We start from the raw sequence: 21,472 nt of genomic DNA, 5'->3' as shown, positions 1-21,472 counted from the left end.
TTGATACTGCTATAACTTAGAAGTCGTTATTTACCATATACACATAGATAAGCGGTTTCGACGTCTACTTTTACTTGGAACTTTTGATTGGCTTCAACCGTGAATTGCTCGCCAGCGTTAAACGTTTGCCACTCGTCACTTTCTGGTAGCTTAACAGTCAATGCACCGCTCACCACGCTCATGGTTTCGAATTCACTGGTGCCAAACTCATATTCACCAATTTCCATGACGCCGACAGTCGCAGGCTTGGTCGCCGTTTGAAAAGCAATAGAAGTCACTTTATCATCAAAATAATTATTAACGCTTGGCATAATTTTCCTTAATTAAATATTGGTTACTATTTTAAAACGGCTGCTTATTTAAAACGGCCTTTTACAGTCCTGCTTTTAGACTCGCTTCGATAAACTGATCGAGGTCACCATCTAGCACCGCTCCGGTGTTAAAGGTTTCAACACCCGTACGCAAGTCCTTGATACGTGAGTCATCGAGCACGTACGAGCGAATTTGACTGCCCCAACCGACGTCAGACTTGCCATCTTCGACTGCTTGCTGTGATTCCATACGTTTTTGCATTTCAAGCTCATACAGCTTAGCACGCAGCATTTTCATCGCGGTGGCTTTGTTACCATGTTGACTACGCTCATTCTGACAGGTCACTACCACGCCCGACGGCTCATGGGTAATACGTACCGCAGAATCTGTCGTGTTTACGTGCTGACCACCCGCCCCAGATGAGCGATAGGTATCGATACGCAAATCCGCAGGATTGATATCAATCTCGACGTTGTCGTCAATCTCAGGCGAGACAAACACCGCAGCAAACGACGTATGACGACCATTATTACTATCAAATGGTGATTTACGTACTAGACGATGGACACCAATTTCGGTACGCAACCAACCAAAGGCATAATCACCTTTAATCTCAATGGTTGCCGACTTGATACCAGCCACACTACCTGAGGACACTTCAATCACATCTACTTTGAAGCCATGAGCTTCTGCCCAGCGTGTATACATGCGCAGCAGCATTTCAGCCCAATCTTGCGCTTCAGTACCGCCACTGCCTGACTGAATATCCAAGTAGCAGTTGTTTGGATCCATCTCACCGCTAAACATTCGGCGGAATTCTAAATCAGCGACACGTTTCTCGGCGCTATCTAGCTCGCTCTGCACATCAGCTAGCAAGGACTCATCTTCTGCTTCGACTGCCAACTCTAGCATAGCAGACGCGTCCTCTAGTGTGGTTTCAAGAGAAACCACCACATCGATGACACCGTCAAGGTGACTTTTTTCTTTATTAATTTTGGTCGCGCGCTCTGGATCGTTCCATAGCTCAGGGTTTTCTAACTCTAAATTGACTTCTTCTAAGCGTTCTTGCTTACCATCGAAGTCAAAGATACCTCCGCAAGTCCTGCCCACGCTCTGATAAATCTTTAATCTGCTCTTGATACGGATTGATTTCCATAAATATTCCTGTTTTTCTAATAAAATAAATAACGCATGTGGCGCTATTTTAAATGAGATTGATACTAAATGGTTCGCTAATTATCGCTGATGCCAATGTTGCTACTATTACTAGCTTAAATAATCTAGATCGACCAATCTTCTACTGCCCATCGATGGGCCAAAGCATGCGCATGTAACGCATCATCAGGTGATACGCAAACGGCCACATCAGCCCATTCGAGTAACGGAATATCATTTTTGGAATCTGAATACGCATACGTTTTTTCAAACGTGATACCAGAGGCTTGCTGTTTATTTAGCCATTTATCCAAATGGTATATTTTGCCCGCTTGAAAGTTTGGTCTGTCAGTTAACTTACCTGTATAGCGATTATCTTTGATCTCTAATGGCGTTGCCAATACATTGGCTTCTTCTACACCAAAACGCTTGGCAATGGCCGACACTACAAAATCATTGGTCGCAGAAATAATCACTACATCGTGCCCTTGCTCAATGTGCTGACACAATGCTTCCATTGCTTTTGGGCGAATATGTGGCTCGATTTCGCTTTTGATATAGTCTTCTCTTAGCTCATCCAGTCTATCAAGCGGCAGACTGCTTAAAAACTGCGCGACGAATTCATTGTACTCTGTCGCGTCTAGCGTGCCTTCAATATAGTCATTATAAAATTTCTGATTGGCAGTACGGTACTGCGCCTCATCGACAAGGTCATGCTTTACGATATACTCACCCCAGAGATAATCGCTATCGACATCAAGTAATGTATGATCTAAATCAAATAGTGCCAGTTGTTTTTGTTTTGTTTGTGCTTGATTTGCCTGCATGGTGAGACCTTATCGTTGGTTGCGAAAAAATATGAATTGTTTAATAAAATTGGGTACAGTTATCTACTAAGGCTGACCGTATTAATTGAACAGTCTATCAATGAAATAAGTATGAGCCCTATCGTCTATCTATTTAAACTTGTAGCTTGTCCGTTTAAAATCAACTCGTTTGCTTACCCTTATTCAGGCATCGCTATTGCTGTTAAGCCTGTTTTAAATTTCTGACAACGCTCAGCATAATGTAGCGCTGACATTTTTAGCATCGCAGCTTGCTCATCTGTTAGCGTCTTGACTACTTTTGCAGGCGCGCCCATCACCAGCGAGTTATCTGGAATAACTTGACCTTCAGTAATCAAGGCTTTCGCCCCTATCAGACAGTTTTTACCGATCTTGACATTGTTAAGTACCACAGCGCCAATGCCAATCAAGCTATTATCACCGACTTCACAGCCGTGCAACATAGCCAAATGGCCGATAGTCACGTAATTACCGATAGTAACTTTGATGCCTGCATCAGTATGAATCACACTGTTTTCTTGCACATTACTATAGTCACCGATATGGATACGATCGTTGTCACCGCGTATCACTGCACCGAACCAAATATTGGCTTGATGGCCTAAATATACATCGCCCATCACTTGCGCTGAATCTGCTACCCAACCGTTAAATGGTGCGGCAAACTCAGGGGTTTTGTCTAAATACTGATAAATCATAACGACTCCTTGTCATTTTCATTATTGTTATAACAAACGATCATAAAAATTGGGTCTAGCGCTGCGCTGTCCATTGTGGCAAAGCCAACTGCGAAAATCCAGCGCTATTAATATACGCTTAATGTCGAATTCGATAAAAGAGAGAGTAGTTAATTTTTGCTTAGGCTATTTTATAAAGTCAATATCTTTATAGAGTCCTCATTATTAGCTATGAAATGACTATTAATCCAGTAAATCGGCTAGCTATAATCGTCTATTTTGTATATAATACGCAAAATCTGTGCCTAAGCGAGCGGACATGATGCAAGTTACCTATTCACTATCTAGTGGGTTTTGTAGTTTTCATCAATAATGTCTTCTCGCTTTTTTGTGGAAAATTTTTGTGTATCGCCCTTTTTTTACTTTTATATGACAACAGTCAAATGCCGTAAATAAAAGGATACGGAGCAATTTTAGACCAACAAAACATGATGGCACTCACCAATAACAGCGGAGGCAATCCTTGAATTCATCGGCAGAAATACAAGCAATTTTGGCACTAGCAGACGGTACAATCTTTCGCGGTGTCAGTATCGGCAGCCTAGGTCATCGTATTGGTGAAGTGGTATTTAACACAGCCATGACAGGGTATCAAGAAATCCTAACCGATCCAAGTTATGCCCGCCAGCTGGTGACTTTGACTTACCCTCATATCGGTAATACAGGCACCAATAGCGAGGACACAGAATCTGGCAATGGCCACAAAGTATGGGCAGACGGTCTTATCATCCGTGATGCCACTATGGCAACCTCTAACTTCCGTAACTCAGAGTCACTTAGCGACTATTTACAGCGTAACGAAACAGTGGCTATCGCTGAAATTGATACGCGTCAGCTAACACGTCTATTACGTGATAAAGGTGCACAGAACGGCTGTATCATGACTGCCTCAAACGGCGAGACTATCAGCAGCGACGATGAGCAAAAAGCGATTGAGTTAGCGAAAAGCTTTGCAGGTCTAAAGGGCATGGACTTGGCAAAAGAATGCTGTACTAAAAAGAACTTCGAGTGGACAACAGGCACTTGGGATCTGTCAGACACCCTACTCAACCGTGATATCCCTGGTAGTCATGATAGCGGTACTGGCGGCTTCTTTAAGCAACTCGGCACTCACATCGATTCTAAATACAACGTCGTCGCTTATGACTTCGGTAGCAAAACCAACATCTTACGCATGCTCGTCGACCGCGGTTGTCACGTAACGGTTGTACCAGCACAGACCCCTATCGCTGATGTGCTAGCAATGAACCCAGATGGCATCTTCTTATCAAACGGCCCTGGTGACCCTGCAGCTTGTGATTACGCTATCAATGCGGTACGCCACATCATTGAGCAAACTGACGTGCCAACGTTTGGCATTTGCTTAGGCCATCAGCTGATTGGTCTGGCTAGCGGTGCAAATACTATCAAAATGAAAACTGGCCATCATGGTGCCAACCATCCAGTACAAGATTTGGCGACTGGCACGGTTATGATTACCAGTCAGAACCATGGTTTTGCAGTTGATGAAGACACGCTACCTGACAACGTTAAATCTACTCATCGCTCATTATTCGATGGTACTAACCAAGGTATCGAGCTGACTAATAAGCCAGTCTTTAGCTTCCAAGGTCACCCAGAAGCCAGCCCTGGTCCACATGACTGCGCGCCATTATTTGATAAGTTTGCGGATATGATGGAACAGTCTAAAACTGCCCAAGCGTAAACGGTTGATTATAACTACATAATAAGTAAACGCTTGAATCGTCCATAGCGGTTCAAGCGGCACTAAATAAAGCACTGCAAGTATAAAACGCCATAAGCGTTATCAAAAACAAAGATTACTCAAATTATCACCCAAACGAAGGTAGCTCTAACTATGCCAAAACGTACCGACATAAAAAGCATTCTTATCATTGGCGCAGGCCCTATCGTCATCGGCCAAGCATGTGAGTTTGACTATTCAGGCGCACAGGCGTGTAAAGCACTAAAAGAAGAAGGCTACCGCGTCATCTTGGTCAACTCAAACCCTGCGACCATCATGACTGACCCTGTCATGGCTGACGCAACCTATATCGAGCCGATTACTTGGCAAACCGTTGAGCAAATCATTGCCAAAGAACGTCCAGATGCAATCTTGCCAACCATGGGCGGACAGACGGCTCTAAACTGTGCGCTAGAGCTAGACAAGCACGGCGTATTGACCAAGTATAACTGCGAGTTAATTGGCGCGACCAAAGACTCAATCGAGATGGCAGAAGACCGCAACTTGTTTGATAAAGCCATGAAGCGTATCGGCCTTGAGTGCCCTCGCGCCGAGACCGCTGAAACCATGGAAGAAGCCTTTGCGACTCAAGAAAAAATGGGCTATCCGTGTATCATTCGTCCATCATTCACGATGGGTGGTTCAGGCGGTGGTATCGCTTATAACCGCGATGAGTTCATTGAAATCTGCGAGCGCGGTTTTGATTTGTCTCCAAACCATCAACTGCTTATCGATGAGTCATTGATCGGTTGGAAAGAATACGAGATGGAAGTGGTTCGTGACAAAAACGACAACTGCATCATCATCTGTGCTATCGAAAACTTTGACCCAATGGGTGTGCATACCGGCGACTCAATCACCGTCGCGCCAGCACAGACTTTGACCGACAAAGAATACCAAATCATGCGTAATGCGTCATTAGCAGTACTACGTGAGATTGGTGTTGAAACAGGCGGTTCAAACGTACAGTTCGGTATCAACCCTGATACAGGTCGTATGGTCGTCATCGAGATGAACCCACGTGTATCACGTTCGTCTGCCCTAGCCTCAAAAGCCACTGGTTTCCCGATTGCCAAAATCGCAGCGAAACTGGCCATTGGTTATACGCTAGACGAATTGCAAAATGACATCACTGGCGGCAAAACGCCAGCCAGCTTTGAACCTGCGCTTGATTATGTCGTCACCAAGATACCTCGTTTTAACTTCGAAAAATTCCCACAAGCAGACAATATCCTGTCGACTCAGATGAAATCGGTCGGTGAAGTGATGGCAATTGGTCGTAACTTCCAAGAGTCGATGCAAAAAGCCTTACGCGGTATGGAAACAGGTGCGGATGGCTTTGACGAGCAAATTGACTTATCAAAGGTAAGCGCCGAAAAAGCACGTAGCGAAATCATCAACCGCCTAACCATTCCAACACCTGAGCGTATCTACTACGTTGCTGATGCATTCCGCGTCGGTATGAGTGTCGATGAAGTGTTTAACTTTACCAAGATTGACCCATGGTTCTTGGTACAGATAGAAGACATCGTTAAAACAGAAGCCACGGTGAAATCACTTGGCTTTGGTGGATTAAACGAGAAAAATCTACGTAGCTTTAAACGTAAAGGTTTATCAGATTTGCGTTTGGCTAAATTGCTTGGTATCTCACAAAAGCAACTACGCAAGAAGCGCTGGGATCTAAACGTCTATCCAGTCTATAAGCGTGTCGATACCTGTGCAGCAGAGTTTGCTACTAGCACGGCCTATATGTACTCGACGTACGATAGCGAATGTGAAGCAAACCCAACAGACAAAAAGAAAATCATGGTTATCGGTGGCGGTCCTAACCGTATCGGCCAAGGTATTGAGTTTGATTACTGCTGTGTGCATGCAGCACTTGCCATGCGTGAAGATGGTTACGAGACCATCATGGTCAACTGTAACCCAGAAACGGTTTCAACCGATTATGACACCTCAGACCGTCTATACTTTGAGCCAATCACGTTAGAGGACGTGCTAGAGATCGTTCGTATCGAAAACCCTGATGGCGTGATTGTACAATTCGGTGGTCAAACACCATTGAAACTTGCTCGTGCACTAGAGTCAGCAGGCGTTAAAATCATCGGTACTAGCCCAGATGCAATTGACCGTGCCGAAGACCGTGAGCGCTTCCAGCATATGATTCAGCAGCTAAACCTAGTACAGCCGTCAAACGCACTAGCAACCAGCTTAGAAGACGGCTTGGTTAAAGCAAAAGACGTAGGCTATCCATTGGTTGTACGTCCATCTTATGTATTAGGTGGCCGCGCGATGGAAATCGTCTACAACGAAGACGAGCTAAGACATTACCTACGTACTGCGGTACAAGCATCGAACGAGGCGCCTGTCCTGCTAGATCGCTTCTTAGATGATGCTATCGAAGTTGACGTAGACTGTGTCTGTGATGGTACTGATGTCGTCATCGGCGGTATCATGCAACATATTGAACAGGCTGGCGTCCACTCAGGTGACTCAGCATGCTCACTGCCGCCATACTCACTGTCTAAAGAGCTATGTGACGTGATGCGAGCACAGACGGTCGCTATGGCAAAAGAGCTAGGCGTTATTGGTCTAATGAACGTACAGTTCGCAGTAAAAGGCGAAACCGTATATATCCTAGAAGTGAACCCACGTGCTGCACGTACAGTACCGTTCGTCTCTAAGTGTATCGGTACTTCGTTAGCACAAGTTGCTGCTCGCTGTATGGCTGGTACTTCGCTTAAAGATCAAGGCTTTACCACTGAAATTGTCCCAGCATTCTATGCGGTCAAAGAAGCGGTATTCCCATTCGCCAAGTTCCCAGGTGTTGACCCAATCTTGAGTCCTGAGATGAAATCAACAGGCGAAGTCATGGGCGTGGGCAAAACCTTTGGCGAAGCATTCTACAAGGCTATTATCGGTAGTAACGAGCGTCTGCCAGGTCTACCGACTGAAGGCGAGACAAAAACCGTCTTTATCTCAGTTCGTGACAGCGACAAAGCCCAAATCGCTCCGATTGCTCGTCAGCTTGCCGACTTTGGCTTTAAGATTGTCTCGACCACTGGCACGCAAAAAGTACTGAGCGACGCTGGTATCGAAAGTCAACAAATCAACAAGGTCACTGAAGGTCGCCCGCATATCGTTGATGCCTTGAAAAACGGCAAAATCGACCTTATCATCAATACCACTGAAGGTAAGCAAGCTCAAGAGGATTCGTTCTCTATTCGCCGCAGTGCGCTACAGGGCAAAGTATTCTACGTCACCACGTTAGGTGCCGCTGATGCCGTCTGCAAATCTTACGCTATTGACTTACCGTTTGATGTCTATAAGTTACAAGATTTGCATGAGCAAGCAAAGTCTATTGACGTGGCTGAATAATTTCAGTAGATTAAGCATAACCGTTAGGCTTGCCTAAAAGCTCACTCAAGTATCGTTGTTTGCTTTAAATATAGCCAACCATGCTTGAGGAACGATACCTTTACCGTGATAGATCTAAAAAGCATAGTGGCTAAATTGCGACTATGCTTTTTATTACGTAAGCTTAAGTGCGCCTATGCTTGAATTGAGGTGAGATACACTCATAAATGATAGCCAACTTATTCATTACATCGTCTTAATTATCACTCTTTTATATTTTATATCCATTGCAACAACACTGACACCATCTCATTATGAGGTGGTGTGGTGTTATTGGTTTAAGGAAAAAACATGCAACGTTACCCAATGACTCCGCAAGGACACGCGGCTCTAGAAGCCGAATTAAAACAGCTAAAAAGTATCGACCGTCCACGCATCACAGCATCGATTGCTGAAGCACGCGAACACGGCGATTTGAAAGAAAATGCTGAATACCATGCTGCCCGCGAGCAACAAGGTTTTTGTGAAGCACGTATTCGTGATATCGAAGCCAAACTTGGTGGCGCTCAAGTCATCGATCCTTCGACACTGCCAAAAGAAGGCCGTATCGTGTTTGGCGTCAGCGTCGTGATTGAAAACATGGACACCGAAGAAGAGAAACAATACAAAATCGTTGGCGACGATGAAGCTGACTTTAAAGCTGGCAAAATCTCAGTCAACTCACCAATCGCTCGTGGTTTGATTGGTAAATTCGAAGGCGACGAAGTGCGCATCGAAACGCCAAAAGGCGTGGTTGAATATGAAGTCATGAAAGTTATCTACGACTAATAGCTACACTGCGTTCTAATCTAGAGCTTTGATATTCTCAATTATAGACAGTTTGAGAAATGACTTTTAGATAATAGTTTTTATGACAATGATTGCGCCTGATTACTTTGCTATTCAACTCCATAGATGAAAGCTGTACTACACATAGATAGTATTTATACCATTTCGGTTACACAATGCTGCTTTTATCCATGATTTGTTTTGGCGCATAATTATTTGAGTTTGAGTGCACAACAGCTTTAGTATTCAGTTTATTCAATAAGAAATAGTTAAGATTGAATAGCTTTTATACAAGTTAGTATTGCGGCGCTTTTACTAAAAATAATGATGGTCTGATCGCAAACATAGGCTAATATCAGCACTACTACCCTCGTTATTTGGCATATTTTTCGGTGTCATTTAGCGGGGGTTTTGTTTATCTAGGCATTATCTATTGTTGTATTACTTACTATTATTTTTGAGGAGTCTTTTATGATTATGAACGATGGTTTTCAAGCGTTAACTACTAAAACAACTATGGCAAAAAATGCAACTCTGTCTGCATTACTAGCAGGTATCATGTTGGCCGCATCATCGGCCAATGCTGCCCCTGAGATCGCTATTAGCTCATCTGCGAGCGGTAGCACCACTGTGGTCGAGCAATACTCTGATGGCAAAACTGCTACTATTACGGCGACGCCAAACGGTATCACCATGCAAGACGGCATGCCGTACGCGGTAACTCAGGTGACCACTGTGCCACGCTATGTCGTGCGTCAGTCTCCTATTGTCCAAGGTATGACGACCGTTACTAGCGTACCAGTGACTAACTCTATTACCAATAAAGTCACTAAAGTAGATGTGATTACCACGCCTGCTAGCAGCGTGACGCAAGTACTACCTGTCGCAACCAATGTCACCCCGCCAGTGATTATGCAGCAGCCAGTGACCAATCAAGTAACGACAACGACGACAACTTTGGATACGTTGCAACTGACCCCTACCTTTAGTACGCCTGGCGTGGTCAATGCCAACACCAAAGTCATGAAAATTCTAAAAAATGCTGATGGACGTGAAGTTGCCGTTCCTGCCAATCATATTGCCCCAGGCGATGTGATTGAGTATCACACTACTTATACCAACACCACAGCACAGCCTGTCAATGACATCAACGCAATGATCTCATTACCAAGTGGCGTCCAGTTAGTTTCGTTGAATAGTCCTCTGCCGACGCTTGCTACCACTGGCGGAGACAGCTATCAGACCATTCAGCAGGTTGGCAATACGGTGGTTGTCCAAGAAAACTACTCTGGTCTGAAATGGAACTTGGTGAACTTTGATGCCAATGCGGCCAAGACTGTCGTCATACGTGCCAAGGTTCAATAAACATTAAACTGTCGCGCATTATTATTTGACAGCTATCGAAATATGTAAAAGGTCTTGTGGACTAGCTATATAGTCCACAAGACCTTTTTTTTGGAAAATAGCCAACTTATTGTGATATAAATAAACGTTTATTCATCTGAAAAATGAGCCTTATACTTGTATCGGCTATACCACGTTATTATTAAGCTCTATATCACTAAGGAAGATGAATAATGAGCATCCTGTCCATTAGAATACTTCTATTCATCCTTGTTCTTATTGGCATATTTATTGTATTTAAAGCGATAAAATTGTTTAGCAATGCATTCAATGGCATCATATTATTGACGCTACCATATAACGATAATGCAGGTAGTTTCACTGTCTCAAAACCAGGCGTTTATGCAATCTGGCACAAAGGCCCTCTGTTCAAAAAAACGCCGCTGACCTATTTTAAACCACATATTCTCAATACCGCTACTAACAAAGAAATCAAGATTAACCGCTCGATACTGTCTCCGCGCTCAAACAATTTTGATACTGGAAGAATGGAGCTTTTTACTTTTAAGGCGGAAGCGGGTCACTACGAATTAAAGCTAGGACCAGGTTCAAGTACCTCAAGATTTCAAGCAATGATAGGAGGCGCCATACCGTTGGCCAATATTGATTCAAACCACTACTCTATTGAGATTCAAAAAAGCCAAGCACAGATATTCACGATACTAGCCATTCCTCTCCTACTACTCGGTATTGCAGGTATTGTTAGCGGATTGGTGGTTGGATTATTAGCTGAAAAAATCTTTATGTAAATTCAAACCATATCCAAAAGTCCAGATTTTTGTGACGACAACCGTTGTCGCATATCATTCTAACTTCACCTATAAATACAATGACTTAGCGATAATTTTGGTAAAATAGTCTTTCATCAATTAATTGGTAAAACGCAACTTATGGCAAACATCAATTATGAAAGATTACAGGGCAAACTCAATATCTTGGCCGATGCTGCCAAATATGATGTCTCTTGCTCATCCTCCGCTGGTACTCGCAAAAACCAAGGCGGCGGACTAGGTGATGCCTCAGCAACAGGCATCTGTCACAGCTATACCGAAGATGGTCGCTGCGTCAGTCTGCTAAAGATTCTTTTGACCAATCACTGCATTTACGACTGTGCTTATTGCACCTCGCGTAAGAGCAATGACACGCCGCGTGCTGCGTTTAGTGTCGAAGAAGTTGTCGACTTAACCATGCAGTTTTACCGCCGTAACTATATCGAAGGGCTATTCCTCAGCTCGGGCATTTTTAAAAGTGGTGACTATACGATGGAGCGACTGGTCGAAGTCGCTAAGCTCTTGCGTACGCGTGAACGCTTTAATGGTTACATCCATCTAAAGACCATCCCAGGTGCGTCAAAAGAACTGCTGCTAGAAGCAGGATTATATGCTGATCGTTTGAGCGTCAATATCGAGATTCCAACCAAATCAGGATTGGCTTTGCTTGCGCCAGAAAAATCACATGACCAATTAAAAGCACCCATGGAAACGGTAAAAGAAGAGATTATCACCATCCGTGAGAGCCGTAAAACCCATAAGAAAGCGCCTAAGTTCACGCCAGCAGGTCAGACCAGCCAAATGATCGTTGGTGCGAGTAACGAGACTGACTTGCAAGTGATTCAACTATCGAGTCACTTCTACAAAACGTACGATCTCAAGCGGGTCTATTACTCAGGTTATGTACCTATGCTCTCTGACAATCGTTTGCCTGCGATTGGAACGCCTGTGCCGATGGTGCGGGAGAATCGTCTGTATCAGGCAGATTGGTTAATGCGTTTTTATGGTTTTGGTGCGCATGAGATTGTGGAACCAGAGTCGCCGTTTTTAGATTTAGACTGCGATCCAAAACTGGCTTGGGCGATACGCCATCGCGAGCATTTCCCAGTCAATATCCAGACAGCGACTTATGAGATGATTGTGCGTATCCCAGGTATCGGTACAAAGACTGCTAAAAAAATCGTCAAAGCACGTAAGTTCAATCAATTAACGCTATACCATCTAAAAAAGATGGGCGCTGCGGTCAACCGTGCTAAATACTTCATCGCGACCACTGGCAAAAACGAACACCTTGCACATCTAACGCGCGATAATTTCCGTCAGTATGTATTGGCTCAAACACAGACCAAATTTAACGATCAACGTACTGGGCAGTTGGCTTTATTTTAGAATGGCTCTAGATAGCACGTGTTAAAAAACCTGCTATCTCGCTATTGTATTTATGATAGAAATGTAGGATAAAACATGTCAGCACTTATGCAAAATGACTCTTACGCTGTCGGTCAATTGACGCCTAGCATTGTACTGTATGAGCCTAGCTTTGAAGGTTGGCTGAGTGCTGTGTTTTATGTTTATGCCAATCGTCTACAAAACGATATGTCACTGAAGCTAACCGCTCAAGATTGCTATGTGCCATCACTCATCGCTCAGGCGACTAATGTGGCAACTGATGAGGATAAAGCCGAGCGTGTGTTGGTCAAATTAAATACCTTATTAGGTCGATCAGGCATGCGAAATATCTTATGGGGATTTTTATCAGAGAAAGACGATATCGGTACGACATTGTTTCGCGTGGTCAAATACGCCATCGACTATCCCAATCGTCAAATCATGCAAGATTTAGGTAATTTGGACGTGCTTGAGCTGGTGCAGACAGTCAAATCTGTTGGCCGTGAGAAACATCGCATGGAGGCGTTTGTACGTTTTGAGCATACGACTGATGATATTTATTTTGCACGTGTAGAGCCTGATTTTAACGTATTACCATTAATCGGAGAGCACTTTCGGCAGCGCTATCAAGATCAGCACTGGGCGATCTATGATCTGACTCGGGGCTACGGCATCTATTATGATAAAAGTAATAGCACGCCATCACGTCCAGCAAAGTTGCAAACCATCACCGACCTCGATGATGCGGTACTACGCAACCCTACTAGCATTCATAGTCCTGATGAACAGCGCTATCAAAAATTCTGGCAAGGTTACTTTACCAACGTCAATATCAAAGAGCGCAAAAACCCTAAGCTGCATAAGCAATATCTCCCGCAGCGCTACTGGAAATACTTGAGTGAAAAACAAGTACTGCCCAATGCTGAACATTTACAGAAACGACGCTAACGGCTTTTGGTGTTTATTAATCCACGTCTTACGCTTATATAGTCTAAAAACCACCTATCTAACCTCATCTTTTTATCTTGATGGTTGAGTTTTAATCGCTTTTAACTGACAATAGCAAATTGATATTACTAACCGGTGACCAACGCTATTATGAAAGTTATGCGCTTACTGTCGTCTCTAAAGCATGATGAATCCGAGCGCGGCATTTTTCATCTTGGGCGAGCATTGGTCAAAAATGAGCATACCTCTATCATTGTCTCGAGTGCCGATGAAGACAATGACTTGGTTAGACGTCTCAAACGCGATGGCAATATATACCATCAGCTACATGTGAATAAAAAGTCTTGGCTATCATTATTGCAAGTCTCTGCCCTACGGCATTTGATAGAAAAGTACGAACCCGATGTCATTCATGTACATTCGCGTACTCCTGCATGGATATTGCATTTGGCACTGCGCCGCGCACGCGTCAGGCGTTTTCCCAAACTGGTCTCGACCATGTATGGTTTTTATCCAATTAATAAGTACTCTCAAGCCCTACTCAATGTTGATACGATAATCACCGTATCTGATAGTGTCACTCAATACTTAAAAAAAGGACTGCGCATCGAAGATGTAGATCCCAAAGTCATCACGCGTATCTATCGCGGTATCGACACTCGGCGCTACCCTTATCGTCACAACCCGTCGGTTTATTGGTTACGTCATACCTTTGCTGAATACCCTGAGCTTGAGCACAAAAAATGGCTCGTATTCCCAACCGTCATCGGTAATGAGTACGGGCAAGAGTGGCTGATAGATATCTTGGGTAACCTGCAAGAGCAGTTCCCCAATATTCACGTCATTATTATGGATGAAGACTATAAAGACGGCGATGTCGCTCATGAAGATTTTCGCCAACGCACAAACAGCTTGGGACTGGCGGAGCGCATTACCTATGTGGGTAGCAAGCGTAATGATATGCGGGAATGGCTATCGGCGGCCAATATTGTGATGGCACTTGCCAATGAGCCCGAGTCAATCGGTATCAATGCCCTACAAGCCATACACCTAGGTACGCCAGTCATTGGTTGGGATCAAGCTGCCTTTAGCGAGATTTTACAACCACTCTACCCACAAGGATTGGTAAAAAAGTACAATGCCAATGCGCTTTGTAAAGCGGTTAGAAACCAGCTAGAGAGCGTGACGCGTCCTGAAATGACCAACAAATTCACCATGCGTGAGATGATTGAAAAAACGCTTGAAGTATATCAAAGCTTACATGATGCGGCGCTTGCCGAAGAACAAGCAGAAGCAGATGCTATCGCAGTTCGACGCATCAAACGCAGTCTGAAAAAAGCGTCTAAACCTGCCCTAAATGTCGCTGTGAAAAATATCGAACCTGTTGCTAAAAATCCAAAAATAAAGCTAATCAAAGAAAAATCGAAGACAGCAGATAATGTAGATATGGTAGAAACCACTGAAGACAATCAACAACCATAAGCTAAGCGTTTCATTCGATAGGTAATTTTATAATCAAAAAAAGGCTACTTCTAAAATGGAAGTAGCCTTTTTTGTTCAATCATCACTGTGCAATATCAAACCTAACGAAATTTAGCTTAGGTTTAATAAGTCGTCGGTGTATGGGCGCTTACGATACGGGTGATGCTATCGGTAGGATTAATAAAAGTATGCGGCTGAATGGTATCAATCACATAGCTATCACCTTGATTTAGTAAATAGGTACTGTCTTCGATACGAATAATAATCTTACCCTCGATGACCGTACCAATCTCCTCACCTTCGTGAGCGATCTTTTCTTCTGTTGAGCTATTTGGCTGATAGGTCTCGATCAAGAACCCTAAGTTCCTTGTCCTACTGCAGTTATAGACCTGCTTTAGTGACACTTTGCTATTGGGTTCATTGAGCTCTAATAGATCTTTTGGCGTTACGATTACTCTAGCCTTTGGCTCTTTCCACTCGTCACTAAAAAACGTGGTCAGATCAGAGCCCAACACTGTCAAAATCGCCTTTAACGTATTGACCGCTGGACTGACCTTATTGCGCTCAATCGAGCTGATAGACGTGTTCGTCAACCCTGACAGTTTTGCCAATTTACGTTGCGAGTAACCTTTTGCTAGACGCAGCTGGTTAATCTTTTTGCCAATGTCTTCTTTCAACGATTCATCTGCTTCAGAAGTCGACGCTGTTTCAGAATCATTCAATTCCTCATCATCGATATCATCTATTTCAATATCAATATCAACATCAGCTGCATCTTTGTCATCGACACTATCAACATCGTTTTCAATGTTATCACTATCAGTGACAGCAGTTTCTGCCTTACTTTTAGTTGTGCTACTCGGTTTGTGGTTCTCTGGCATGGTGAATAAATTCCGTGAATAGAAATTTGGACAAGCTATCTTGCGCATAATTTAACTCAGGATGCCATTGTACACCAATCATAAATGGATGTTGTAACAAGCTGATAGCCTCCACCAGACCGTCAGGTGCTAACGCTTCGACGAATAAACGCTCGCCTACTTTATTGATGGCTTGTTTGTGCAAAGAGTTGACGTGCCACTTTTCACCGAATGCTGCCAGCCTTCCTTGAGGTTGAATGATGACGTCATGTATGGGCTGATACTGCACTTCAAGCGGCTGGGTATTGTCTTCTAAATGCTGCTCATAAAACCCATCAATATCACGCCAGTCAGGATATAGCGTGCCACCAAAATGAACATTCATCTCTTGCAAACCTCGACACACTGCAAACAGCGGAATGTTTTTTTCGTCTGCATAAGCCAATAACTTGAAGCTCAGCTCATCACGGCCTAGATCTTGTTTGGCTTCGGTATGCGTCGCGCCATATCGATTTGGAGCGACGTTGCTATAACTACCAGTCAATAAAATTCCATCTGCTATTTCGAGCAGGGCATCGAAGTTTTCGCTATCGGCAGCTGTATTTGGCAGCAATATAGGATTGCCACCATAAAAGTTTACTGCATCGATGTATTTTTGATATACCGCCTGTGCTGGCTGTCCGTCAACCATCTTATGACAAGACACAATAGCAATAATAGGTCTGGAATTTTTCATATCATTTTCCCTCGTTATAACAACTAGACCTAGGCTGTCTATGTTGTCTAATCCCTTATTTAGCTAAAATTTAACACAACGCCTCGTAAAATGTAAACTATAAACTTCATTAATATCGGTATTTGTGCTAAAAACCCGCATTTGAGTTATTTTAAGATAATTTTAAATAAAAATTGACAATTATAGTTTTCATCCATATATTAAAAGTCAGCAGCAATGATAACCAACAGAATTTAACTTTTAGACTGAATAAAAATGCCTAAGAGCACAGCCTATAAGTCACTAATATCATTGATAAAAAATTTAGCAGTAGTACAAATACCTCATATTCAACCCGTCATTTATCAAATACTTATTTATTAAGTGTTCGTTATAAATGCCACTAGCATAGAGTTTAGACACCACAGCCAAAACGTAGTAGCAGTAACAAACCCAGTAATTCTACAAATTCATAGGAAGAACAGACATGATGACAACCAATGGAATGGTCAAATCTGCAAACAGCACAGAGTACGTCTATGTTGCCGCAGGAGATATCAATGGCTTACTTCGTGGTAAGCGCATCCCTTTTGATCAAATGGAAAAAGCAGAAAACGGTGCAATCCGATTACCTCTGTCAATCTTAGGTGTCGATATATGGGGCGCTGATGTCATCGAGTCTTCGCAGTGCAATGGTGATATCGATGCCATTGCCCGTCCAACTGGTCGTGCTGCCTATCCGCTTCTCAATACCAGCGCCCCTTCATCGCTACTACCGATTTGGCTATATACCGAAGACAATGAGCCTTACTACGGTGATGCCCGCCACGTTTTGGACCACATTAGCAAAAAGTTCAAAGCACTGGGACTGACGCCAGTGATGGCAACGGAGCTAGAGTTTTATTTGGTTGACTATACCGAGGGAGAGACACCTAAGCCACCTATCCGCCCCAAGAGCGGTCTAAGACTAAATAAAACATCCATCTTAAGTATCAATGACCTATTACAATTCGATGAATTTTTAGACGAAGTCTACGCGCAGTGTGAAAAGCTCGATATCCCTGTGGATGCGGCACTGGCTGAAAATGGTTGTGGTCAGTTTGAGATCAATTTATTACACGTCGATGATCCATTAAAAGCTGCTGACGATGCGATTTTGTTTAAACAAGTGGTCAAAGCCGTGGCAGCTCGTCGTAAGCTTACCGCGACCTTTATGGCAAAACCTTTTGGTCTACAGTCTGGCAATGGTTTTCATGTACATTGCAGCTTATTAGATAAAGATGGCAACAACGTATTCGATGATGGGTCAGATGAAGGCTCAGATATGTTGCGTCATGCAGTCGCTGGACTGCTTAAGACCATGTCAGATTGCACCTTATTGTTTGCACCGCATGTCAACTCTTACCGCCGCTTTACCCCCGGTACATTGGCCCCAAACAACGTGTCATGGGGTTATGAAAACCGCACCGCAGCTGTACGTATCCCCGGCGGTGACACAAAAGCACGCCGTATCGAGCACCGTGTATCTGGCGCAGATGCCAACCCTTATCTAGTTTGTAGCGCAGTATTGGCGGGTATGCTGTATGGTATCGAAAACAAGCTTGAAGCACCTGAGCCGATTAATAGCATTACTTATGATGCAGCAGAACTAAAAACCTTACCGTTGGACTGGCTCTCAGCCATTCGTCAATTTGAGAGCAGCGATGTGGTTGACTCACTATTTCCAAGCGAGATGATTGAGCTATTGATTGCGGTCAAAAAGCAAGAGGCCAAACGCTTTGCTCAGCAAGTGACCAACCTTGAATACCTCACCTATTTACAGGATGTTTGATATGTCAAATAGCAACCCAAATAGCAATCAAAGTAGCAATATGGCAACGAACCAAAACCCACCTTCTAACAACACGCGCAATATCCCGCATTACTCGGATAAGGGTCAATACCCTGATAGCTATTATGCAGCCAGTCGTAACCCTAAGCCTGACAGACCAACGCTTAAAAACGATATTCAAGTAGAAATCTGCGTGGTCGGTGGCGGTTACAGCGGCCTATCAACTGCCCTGCACCTTATCGAAACAGATCATGAGGTCGTCGTGCTTGAAGGCGCACAGATTGGGTGGGGCGCATCAGGTCGTAACGGCGGTCAAATCGTCAATGGTCTAAATGCTAGCCTGCAAAAAATCAAAAAATCTTATGGTCAGCAAAGCGCAGACTTCGTCGGGCAGCTCGTGACTCGCGGTGGCAAAATCATTCGCCGCTTTGTCAGTGACTACGATATCAGCTGCGATTTGAAAGAAAAAAACATCTTTGCAGCATTGAATAACGGACAGCTAAAAGATTTGCAAGAAACGCATGCACTGTGGGAAAGCCACGGTATGCACGACCGAGAGATGCTAGACAAAAATGGCATTCAAGAACATATCAAGTCAGATGCTTATGTGGGCGGTGTCATCGACCATTCAGGTGGACACTTCCATCCATTGAACCTTGCATTGGGTGAAGCGGCAGCTATCGAAAAAAATGGCGGCACGATTTATGAAAACACCTTAGTCGTAGATATTGAGTACGCTGACGACTCTATCAAAGTCATTACTGAGTTTGGTACGGTGACTTGTAAGCAAGCCGTTCTATGCGGTAACGCTTATCTCAATAAAGTCATTCCTAAGCTGACTGATCGCGTAATGCCAGTATCGACACAGATTATCGCGACCGAGCCATTGGGTGATTTGGCCGATCAACTACTCCCTACTGACGTCTGTGTCGAAGATGTGCGCTACATTCTTGACTACTATCGCCTCTCAGCAGACAAACGCATGTTGTTTGGCGGCGGTACGGTTTACGGCGGTCAAGATCCTGCTGATATCACCGCCAAAATCAGACCCAATATGAATAAGATTTTCCCAGAGCTGCGCGATGTAAAAATCGACTACGCGTGGAGTGGTAACTTTGCCCTGTCCTTCTCTCGCGTCCCGCAAATGGGCAAACTACATGAGCGCGTATATTTCGCCCACGGCTATAGTGGACACGGCGTAACAGGCTCTCATCTGTTCGGGCAAATCTTGGCTGATGCCATCAATGGCAAAACCAAAGAGTTTGACACCTTTGCACAGATACCTTGGATTCCATTCCCAGGTGGCAGGGCTCTACGAGTTCCTTACTCGGTCATGGGTTCGTGGTGGTATGCACTAAAAGACACCACCGGCATGTAAATATATGACCAACCGTGCATAAAAGCGGTCGACATAGACAACGCTTTTATCATAAAAACTACTGTTGCCTTGACCTATCACAGTAATGGATTGCTGTGATAGGAAGCTCGATAGAAAGTTGATTCGCTACTGTCTGTCGAGCATCAACCACCGAATAGAGTTTGTTTTAAAAAATGAGGTTCTACAGGGAGCGTAAGTATGAACATGAAACTCAATGATGCTGTCGAAGGGCACTATCATAACAAGCGAGTCTTTCTCACCGTAATAGTAGCCGTCGTCATCTATCTGGCCTTTGCTTGGCTATCCATGAGCCGTGGACCAGATGAATCTTGGGGTGCTTTATCTTTATTACCCACATTATTAGTATTAGTCACCGCCATTGTCTCTAGGCGACCGTTTGAGTCTATGATCGCAGGCTGCGTCGCTGGCCTTGTGATGCTCAACCCCTTTGATCTGGTTTCCCCCTTTGCAGACAATATGTCGATGGTCTTGGGCAACGAGACCATTATCTGGATTGTCCTCGTCTGTGGTCTAATGGGCGGGTTAATTCAGCTCCTTGAAATTAGTGGCTGCCTAGATGGTTTTAGTGAATGGCTACAAAAAATTATCAAGTCGCGTCGTCAGTCATTGTTGGCCACTTTTGCTTTGGGCGTTGTGGTTTTTATCGATGATTACTTGAACTGCTTAGCTGTATCAACTTCCGTCAAAAAGCTCACTGACGTCTATAACGTCTCTCGTGAAAAGCTCGCCTATATCGTCGATTCGACCGCTGCCCCTATGTGTATTATCGTGCCTATCTCGACTTGGGCCGTTTACTTTGCAGGTCTGCTAGAAGAAAACGGCGTAGCAGCAGATGGCGAAGGCATTGGACTTTATATCAGCGCTATTCCTTATATGGCCTATGCTTGGTTTGCCTTACTTATTGTATTCTTGGTCGCTTATGGCATATTGGGCGATTGGGGACCGATGAAAAAAGCAGAGAAACGCGCCAAGTCTGGCAACCCTGTTCCTGAAGCGTTTGTCGAAGAGCAACTGATCTCAAACGTCAAAGCCAAGCGTAAGCTGTCATTCAAAGCCAACATCGCTAACTTTGCTTTTCCAATGATTCTATTGATTGTCTCAACCGTTTACTTTGAAATCGACCTGTTACGCGGGGCACTATTGACCTGTTTTGTGACTGTCGTTGTCTACTGGATGCAAGGTATCTTGAGCTTTGAGACACAAGTTGAAGCTATTTTTAAAGGCTTTAAAGTCATGCTCTATCCCCTCTCAACCGTTATTGGTGGTTTTTTCTTAAAAGCAATCAACGATGAGCTTGGTATGACCATGTATGTGATTGAAGCTATCACGCCTTATATGACCATTATTATCTTCCCTGCGGTTATCTTTGCGGTCATGGCATTCTTGACCTTTGCCACTTCATCAAGCTGGGGTTTGTACGTGTTGGCGATGCCTATCGTGTTCCCAATATCGCTCGCCCTTGGCGTGAGCACACCACTTATGATTGGCGCCTTGTTATCGGCCTCATCATTCGGTAGTCATGCGTGTTTCTTTAGTGATTCATCATTACTTGCCGCGCAAGGTGCTGGCTGCTCACCCATGCAGCATGCCTTTACCCAGTTCCCGTATGCGATGTTAGGTGCAGGACTCTCCGTCGTGACCTTCTTAGGATTGGGCTATATGATGGCTTAAGCCGATAAAACTTAACCAATATGGA

The 21,472-nt window shown here is 44.0% G+C and carries 17 protein-coding genes; 11 read left to right on the top strand and 6 right to left on the bottom strand.

Annotation, left to right across the window (positions count from 1 at the left end; translation table 11 throughout):
- Nucleotides 1-26: 26 nt before the first annotated feature.
- The 4 genes from ppnP to ACTXGF_RS18690 all read right to left on the bottom strand — a co-directional run bounded on the left by ppnP (nucleotide 27) and on the right by ACTXGF_RS18690 (nucleotide 3,010).
- Nucleotides 27-311 carry a pyrimidine/purine nucleoside phosphorylase gene (gene ppnP, locus ACTXGF_RS18705; RefSeq protein ID WP_057760713.1) on the bottom strand — a complete coding sequence of 95 codons (285 nt, stop codon included), beginning with the start codon at nucleotides 309-311 and terminating at the stop codon, nucleotides 27-29.
- 61 nt (nucleotides 312-372) lie between these two features.
- Nucleotides 373-1,468, bottom strand: a protein-coding gene (gene prfB / locus ACTXGF_RS18700; protein ID WP_102078362.1) for a peptide chain release factor 2 whose coding sequence is annotated in 2 segments (ribosomal slippage) — nucleotides 373-1,395 and nucleotides 1,397-1,468 — 1,095 coding nt in all. Because the reading frame shifts where the segments join, the coding sequence is not laid out codon by codon here.
- Nucleotides 1,469-1,592: 124 nt separating this feature from the next.
- Nucleotides 1,593-2,294 (bottom strand): HAD family hydrolase, encoded by a 702-nt coding sequence (locus ACTXGF_RS18695; RefSeq protein ID WP_394123709.1) that lies wholly within the window; start codon nucleotides 2,292-2,294, stop codon nucleotides 1,593-1,595.
- 179 nt (nucleotides 2,295-2,473) lie between these two features.
- Nucleotides 2,474-3,010: a gamma carbonic anhydrase family protein gene (locus ACTXGF_RS18690; protein WP_443533723.1), complete on the bottom strand. Its 537-nt coding sequence runs from the start codon at nucleotides 3,008-3,010 to the stop codon at nucleotides 2,474-2,476.
- A gap of 502 nt (nucleotides 3,011-3,512) precedes the next feature.
- Between ACTXGF_RS18690 and carA the strand changes: the two genes are divergently transcribed.
- From carA to ACTXGF_RS18650, 8 genes are all read left to right on the top strand, one after another.
- Nucleotides 3,513-4,754, top strand: a complete 1,242-nt coding sequence (gene carA, locus ACTXGF_RS18685; protein WP_443533724.1) for a glutamine-hydrolyzing carbamoyl-phosphate synthase small subunit — start codon at nucleotides 3,513-3,515, stop codon at nucleotides 4,752-4,754.
- 153 nt (nucleotides 4,755-4,907) lie between these two features.
- Nucleotides 4,908-8,171 (top strand): carbamoyl-phosphate synthase large subunit, encoded by a 3,264-nt coding sequence (gene carB / locus ACTXGF_RS18680; protein ID WP_102091162.1) that lies wholly within the window; start codon nucleotides 4,908-4,910, stop codon nucleotides 8,169-8,171.
- 330 nt (nucleotides 8,172-8,501) lie between these two features.
- Entirely contained in the window at nucleotides 8,502-8,978 is a 477-nt protein-coding gene (gene greA, locus ACTXGF_RS18675; RefSeq protein WP_443533727.1) for a transcription elongation factor GreA, read from the top strand.
- Between the two features lie 471 nt (nucleotides 8,979-9,449).
- Entirely contained in the window at nucleotides 9,450-10,343 is an 894-nt protein-coding gene (locus ACTXGF_RS18670; RefSeq protein WP_443533729.1) for a hypothetical protein, read from the top strand.
- 290 nt (nucleotides 10,344-10,633) lie between these two features.
- A complete protein-coding gene (locus tag ACTXGF_RS18665) occupies nucleotides 10,634-11,131 on the top strand; it encodes a hypothetical protein (RefSeq protein WP_443533731.1) in 498 nt (165 codons plus the stop codon).
- Between the two features lie 141 nt (nucleotides 11,132-11,272).
- Nucleotides 11,273-12,541 carry a putative DNA modification/repair radical SAM protein gene (locus tag ACTXGF_RS18660; protein ID WP_057760729.1) on the top strand — a complete coding sequence of 423 codons (1,269 nt, stop codon included), beginning with the start codon at nucleotides 11,273-11,275 and terminating at the stop codon, nucleotides 12,539-12,541.
- Between the two features lie 75 nt (nucleotides 12,542-12,616).
- Nucleotides 12,617-13,489: a TIGR03915 family putative DNA repair protein gene (locus ACTXGF_RS18655; protein WP_443533733.1), complete on the top strand. Its 873-nt coding sequence runs from the start codon at nucleotides 12,617-12,619 to the stop codon at nucleotides 13,487-13,489.
- Nucleotides 13,490-13,639: 150 nt separating this feature from the next.
- Nucleotides 13,640-14,971, top strand: coding sequence for a glycosyltransferase family 4 protein (locus ACTXGF_RS18650; RefSeq protein WP_443533734.1), 1,332 nt, complete (start codon nucleotides 13,640-13,642; stop codon nucleotides 14,969-14,971).
- 122 nt (nucleotides 14,972-15,093) lie between these two features.
- On the opposite strand, the gene relB is transcribed toward ACTXGF_RS18650, so the two are convergent.
- On the bottom strand, nucleotides 15,094-15,852 hold the full coding sequence (gene relB / locus ACTXGF_RS18645) for a type II toxin-antitoxin system RelB family anti-toxin (protein ID WP_443533736.1): 759 nt from the start codon (nucleotides 15,850-15,852) through the stop codon (nucleotides 15,094-15,096).
- Nucleotides 15,827-16,567, bottom strand: coding sequence for a gamma-glutamyl-gamma-aminobutyrate hydrolase family protein (locus tag ACTXGF_RS18640; protein ID WP_394123717.1), 741 nt, complete (start codon nucleotides 16,565-16,567; stop codon nucleotides 15,827-15,829). Before ACTXGF_RS18640 ends, relB begins: the two co-directional genes overlap by 26 nt.
- A 466-nt stretch (nucleotides 16,568-17,033) precedes the next feature.
- Between ACTXGF_RS18640 and ACTXGF_RS18635 the strand changes: the two genes are divergently transcribed.
- The 3 genes from ACTXGF_RS18635 to ACTXGF_RS18625 all read left to right on the top strand — a co-directional run bounded on the left by ACTXGF_RS18635 (nucleotide 17,034) and on the right by ACTXGF_RS18625 (nucleotide 21,447).
- Nucleotides 17,034-18,377 (top strand): glutamine synthetase family protein, encoded by a 1,344-nt coding sequence (locus ACTXGF_RS18635; RefSeq protein WP_298807278.1) that lies wholly within the window; start codon nucleotides 17,034-17,036, stop codon nucleotides 18,375-18,377.
- Between the two features lies 1 nt (nucleotide 18,378).
- Nucleotides 18,379-19,755 (top strand): NAD(P)/FAD-dependent oxidoreductase, encoded by a 1,377-nt coding sequence (locus ACTXGF_RS18630; RefSeq protein ID WP_379544665.1) that lies wholly within the window; start codon nucleotides 18,379-18,381, stop codon nucleotides 19,753-19,755.
- Between the two features lie 198 nt (nucleotides 19,756-19,953).
- Complete coding sequence (locus tag ACTXGF_RS18625) at nucleotides 19,954-21,447, top strand: Na+/H+ antiporter NhaC family protein (RefSeq protein ID WP_443533739.1); 1,494 nt, start codon at nucleotides 19,954-19,956, stop codon at nucleotides 21,445-21,447.
- The last annotated feature ends 25 nt before the right edge of the window (nucleotides 21,448-21,472 follow it).

Origin of the sequence: Psychrobacter sp. 1Y6 (assembly GCF_052258385.2) — a bacterium.
Classification (GTDB): Bacteria; Pseudomonadota; Gammaproteobacteria; order Pseudomonadales; family Moraxellaceae; genus Psychrobacter.
The sequence above is the reverse complement of the archived record's forward strand: the minus strand, read 5'-3'. Positions and strand labels throughout refer to the sequence as shown.

What these genes read in the sequence shown, in the direction of transcription:
- ppnP (WP_057760713.1), bottom strand. Translation starts at nt 311, where the DNA reads ATGCCAAGCGTTAATAATTATTTTGATGATAAAGTGACTTCTATTGCT.
- ACTXGF_RS18695 (WP_394123709.1), bottom strand. Translation starts at nt 2,294, where the DNA reads ATGCAGGCAAATCAAGCACAAACAAAACAAAAACAACTGGCACTATTT.
- ACTXGF_RS18690 (WP_443533723.1), bottom strand. Translation starts at nt 3,010, where the DNA reads ATGATTTATCAGTATTTAGACAAAACCCCTGAGTTTGCCGCACCATTT.
- carB (WP_102091162.1), top strand. Translation starts at nt 4,908, where the DNA reads ATGCCAAAACGTACCGACATAAAAAGCATTCTTATCATTGGCGCAGGC.
- greA (WP_443533727.1), top strand. Translation starts at nt 8,502, where the DNA reads ATGCAACGTTACCCAATGACTCCGCAAGGACACGCGGCTCTAGAAGCC.
- ACTXGF_RS18670 (WP_443533729.1), top strand. Translation starts at nt 9,450, where the DNA reads ATGATTATGAACGATGGTTTTCAAGCGTTAACTACTAAAACAACTATG.
- ACTXGF_RS18660 (WP_057760729.1), top strand. Translation starts at nt 11,273, where the DNA reads ATGGCAAACATCAATTATGAAAGATTACAGGGCAAACTCAATATCTTG.
- ACTXGF_RS18655 (WP_443533733.1), top strand. Translation starts at nt 12,617, where the DNA reads ATGTCAGCACTTATGCAAAATGACTCTTACGCTGTCGGTCAATTGACG.
- ACTXGF_RS18650 (WP_443533734.1), top strand. Translation starts at nt 13,640, where the DNA reads ATGAAAGTTATGCGCTTACTGTCGTCTCTAAAGCATGATGAATCCGAG.
- relB (WP_443533736.1), bottom strand. Translation starts at nt 15,852, where the DNA reads ATGCCAGAGAACCACAAACCGAGTAGCACAACTAAAAGTAAGGCAGAA.
- ACTXGF_RS18640 (WP_394123717.1), bottom strand. Translation starts at nt 16,567, where the DNA reads ATGAAAAATTCCAGACCTATTATTGCTATTGTGTCTTGTCATAAGATG.
- ACTXGF_RS18635 (WP_298807278.1), top strand. Translation starts at nt 17,034, where the DNA reads ATGATGACAACCAATGGAATGGTCAAATCTGCAAACAGCACAGAGTAC.
- ACTXGF_RS18630 (WP_379544665.1), top strand. Translation starts at nt 18,379, where the DNA reads ATGTCAAATAGCAACCCAAATAGCAATCAAAGTAGCAATATGGCAACG.
- ACTXGF_RS18625 (WP_443533739.1), top strand. Translation starts at nt 19,954, where the DNA reads ATGAACATGAAACTCAATGATGCTGTCGAAGGGCACTATCATAACAAG.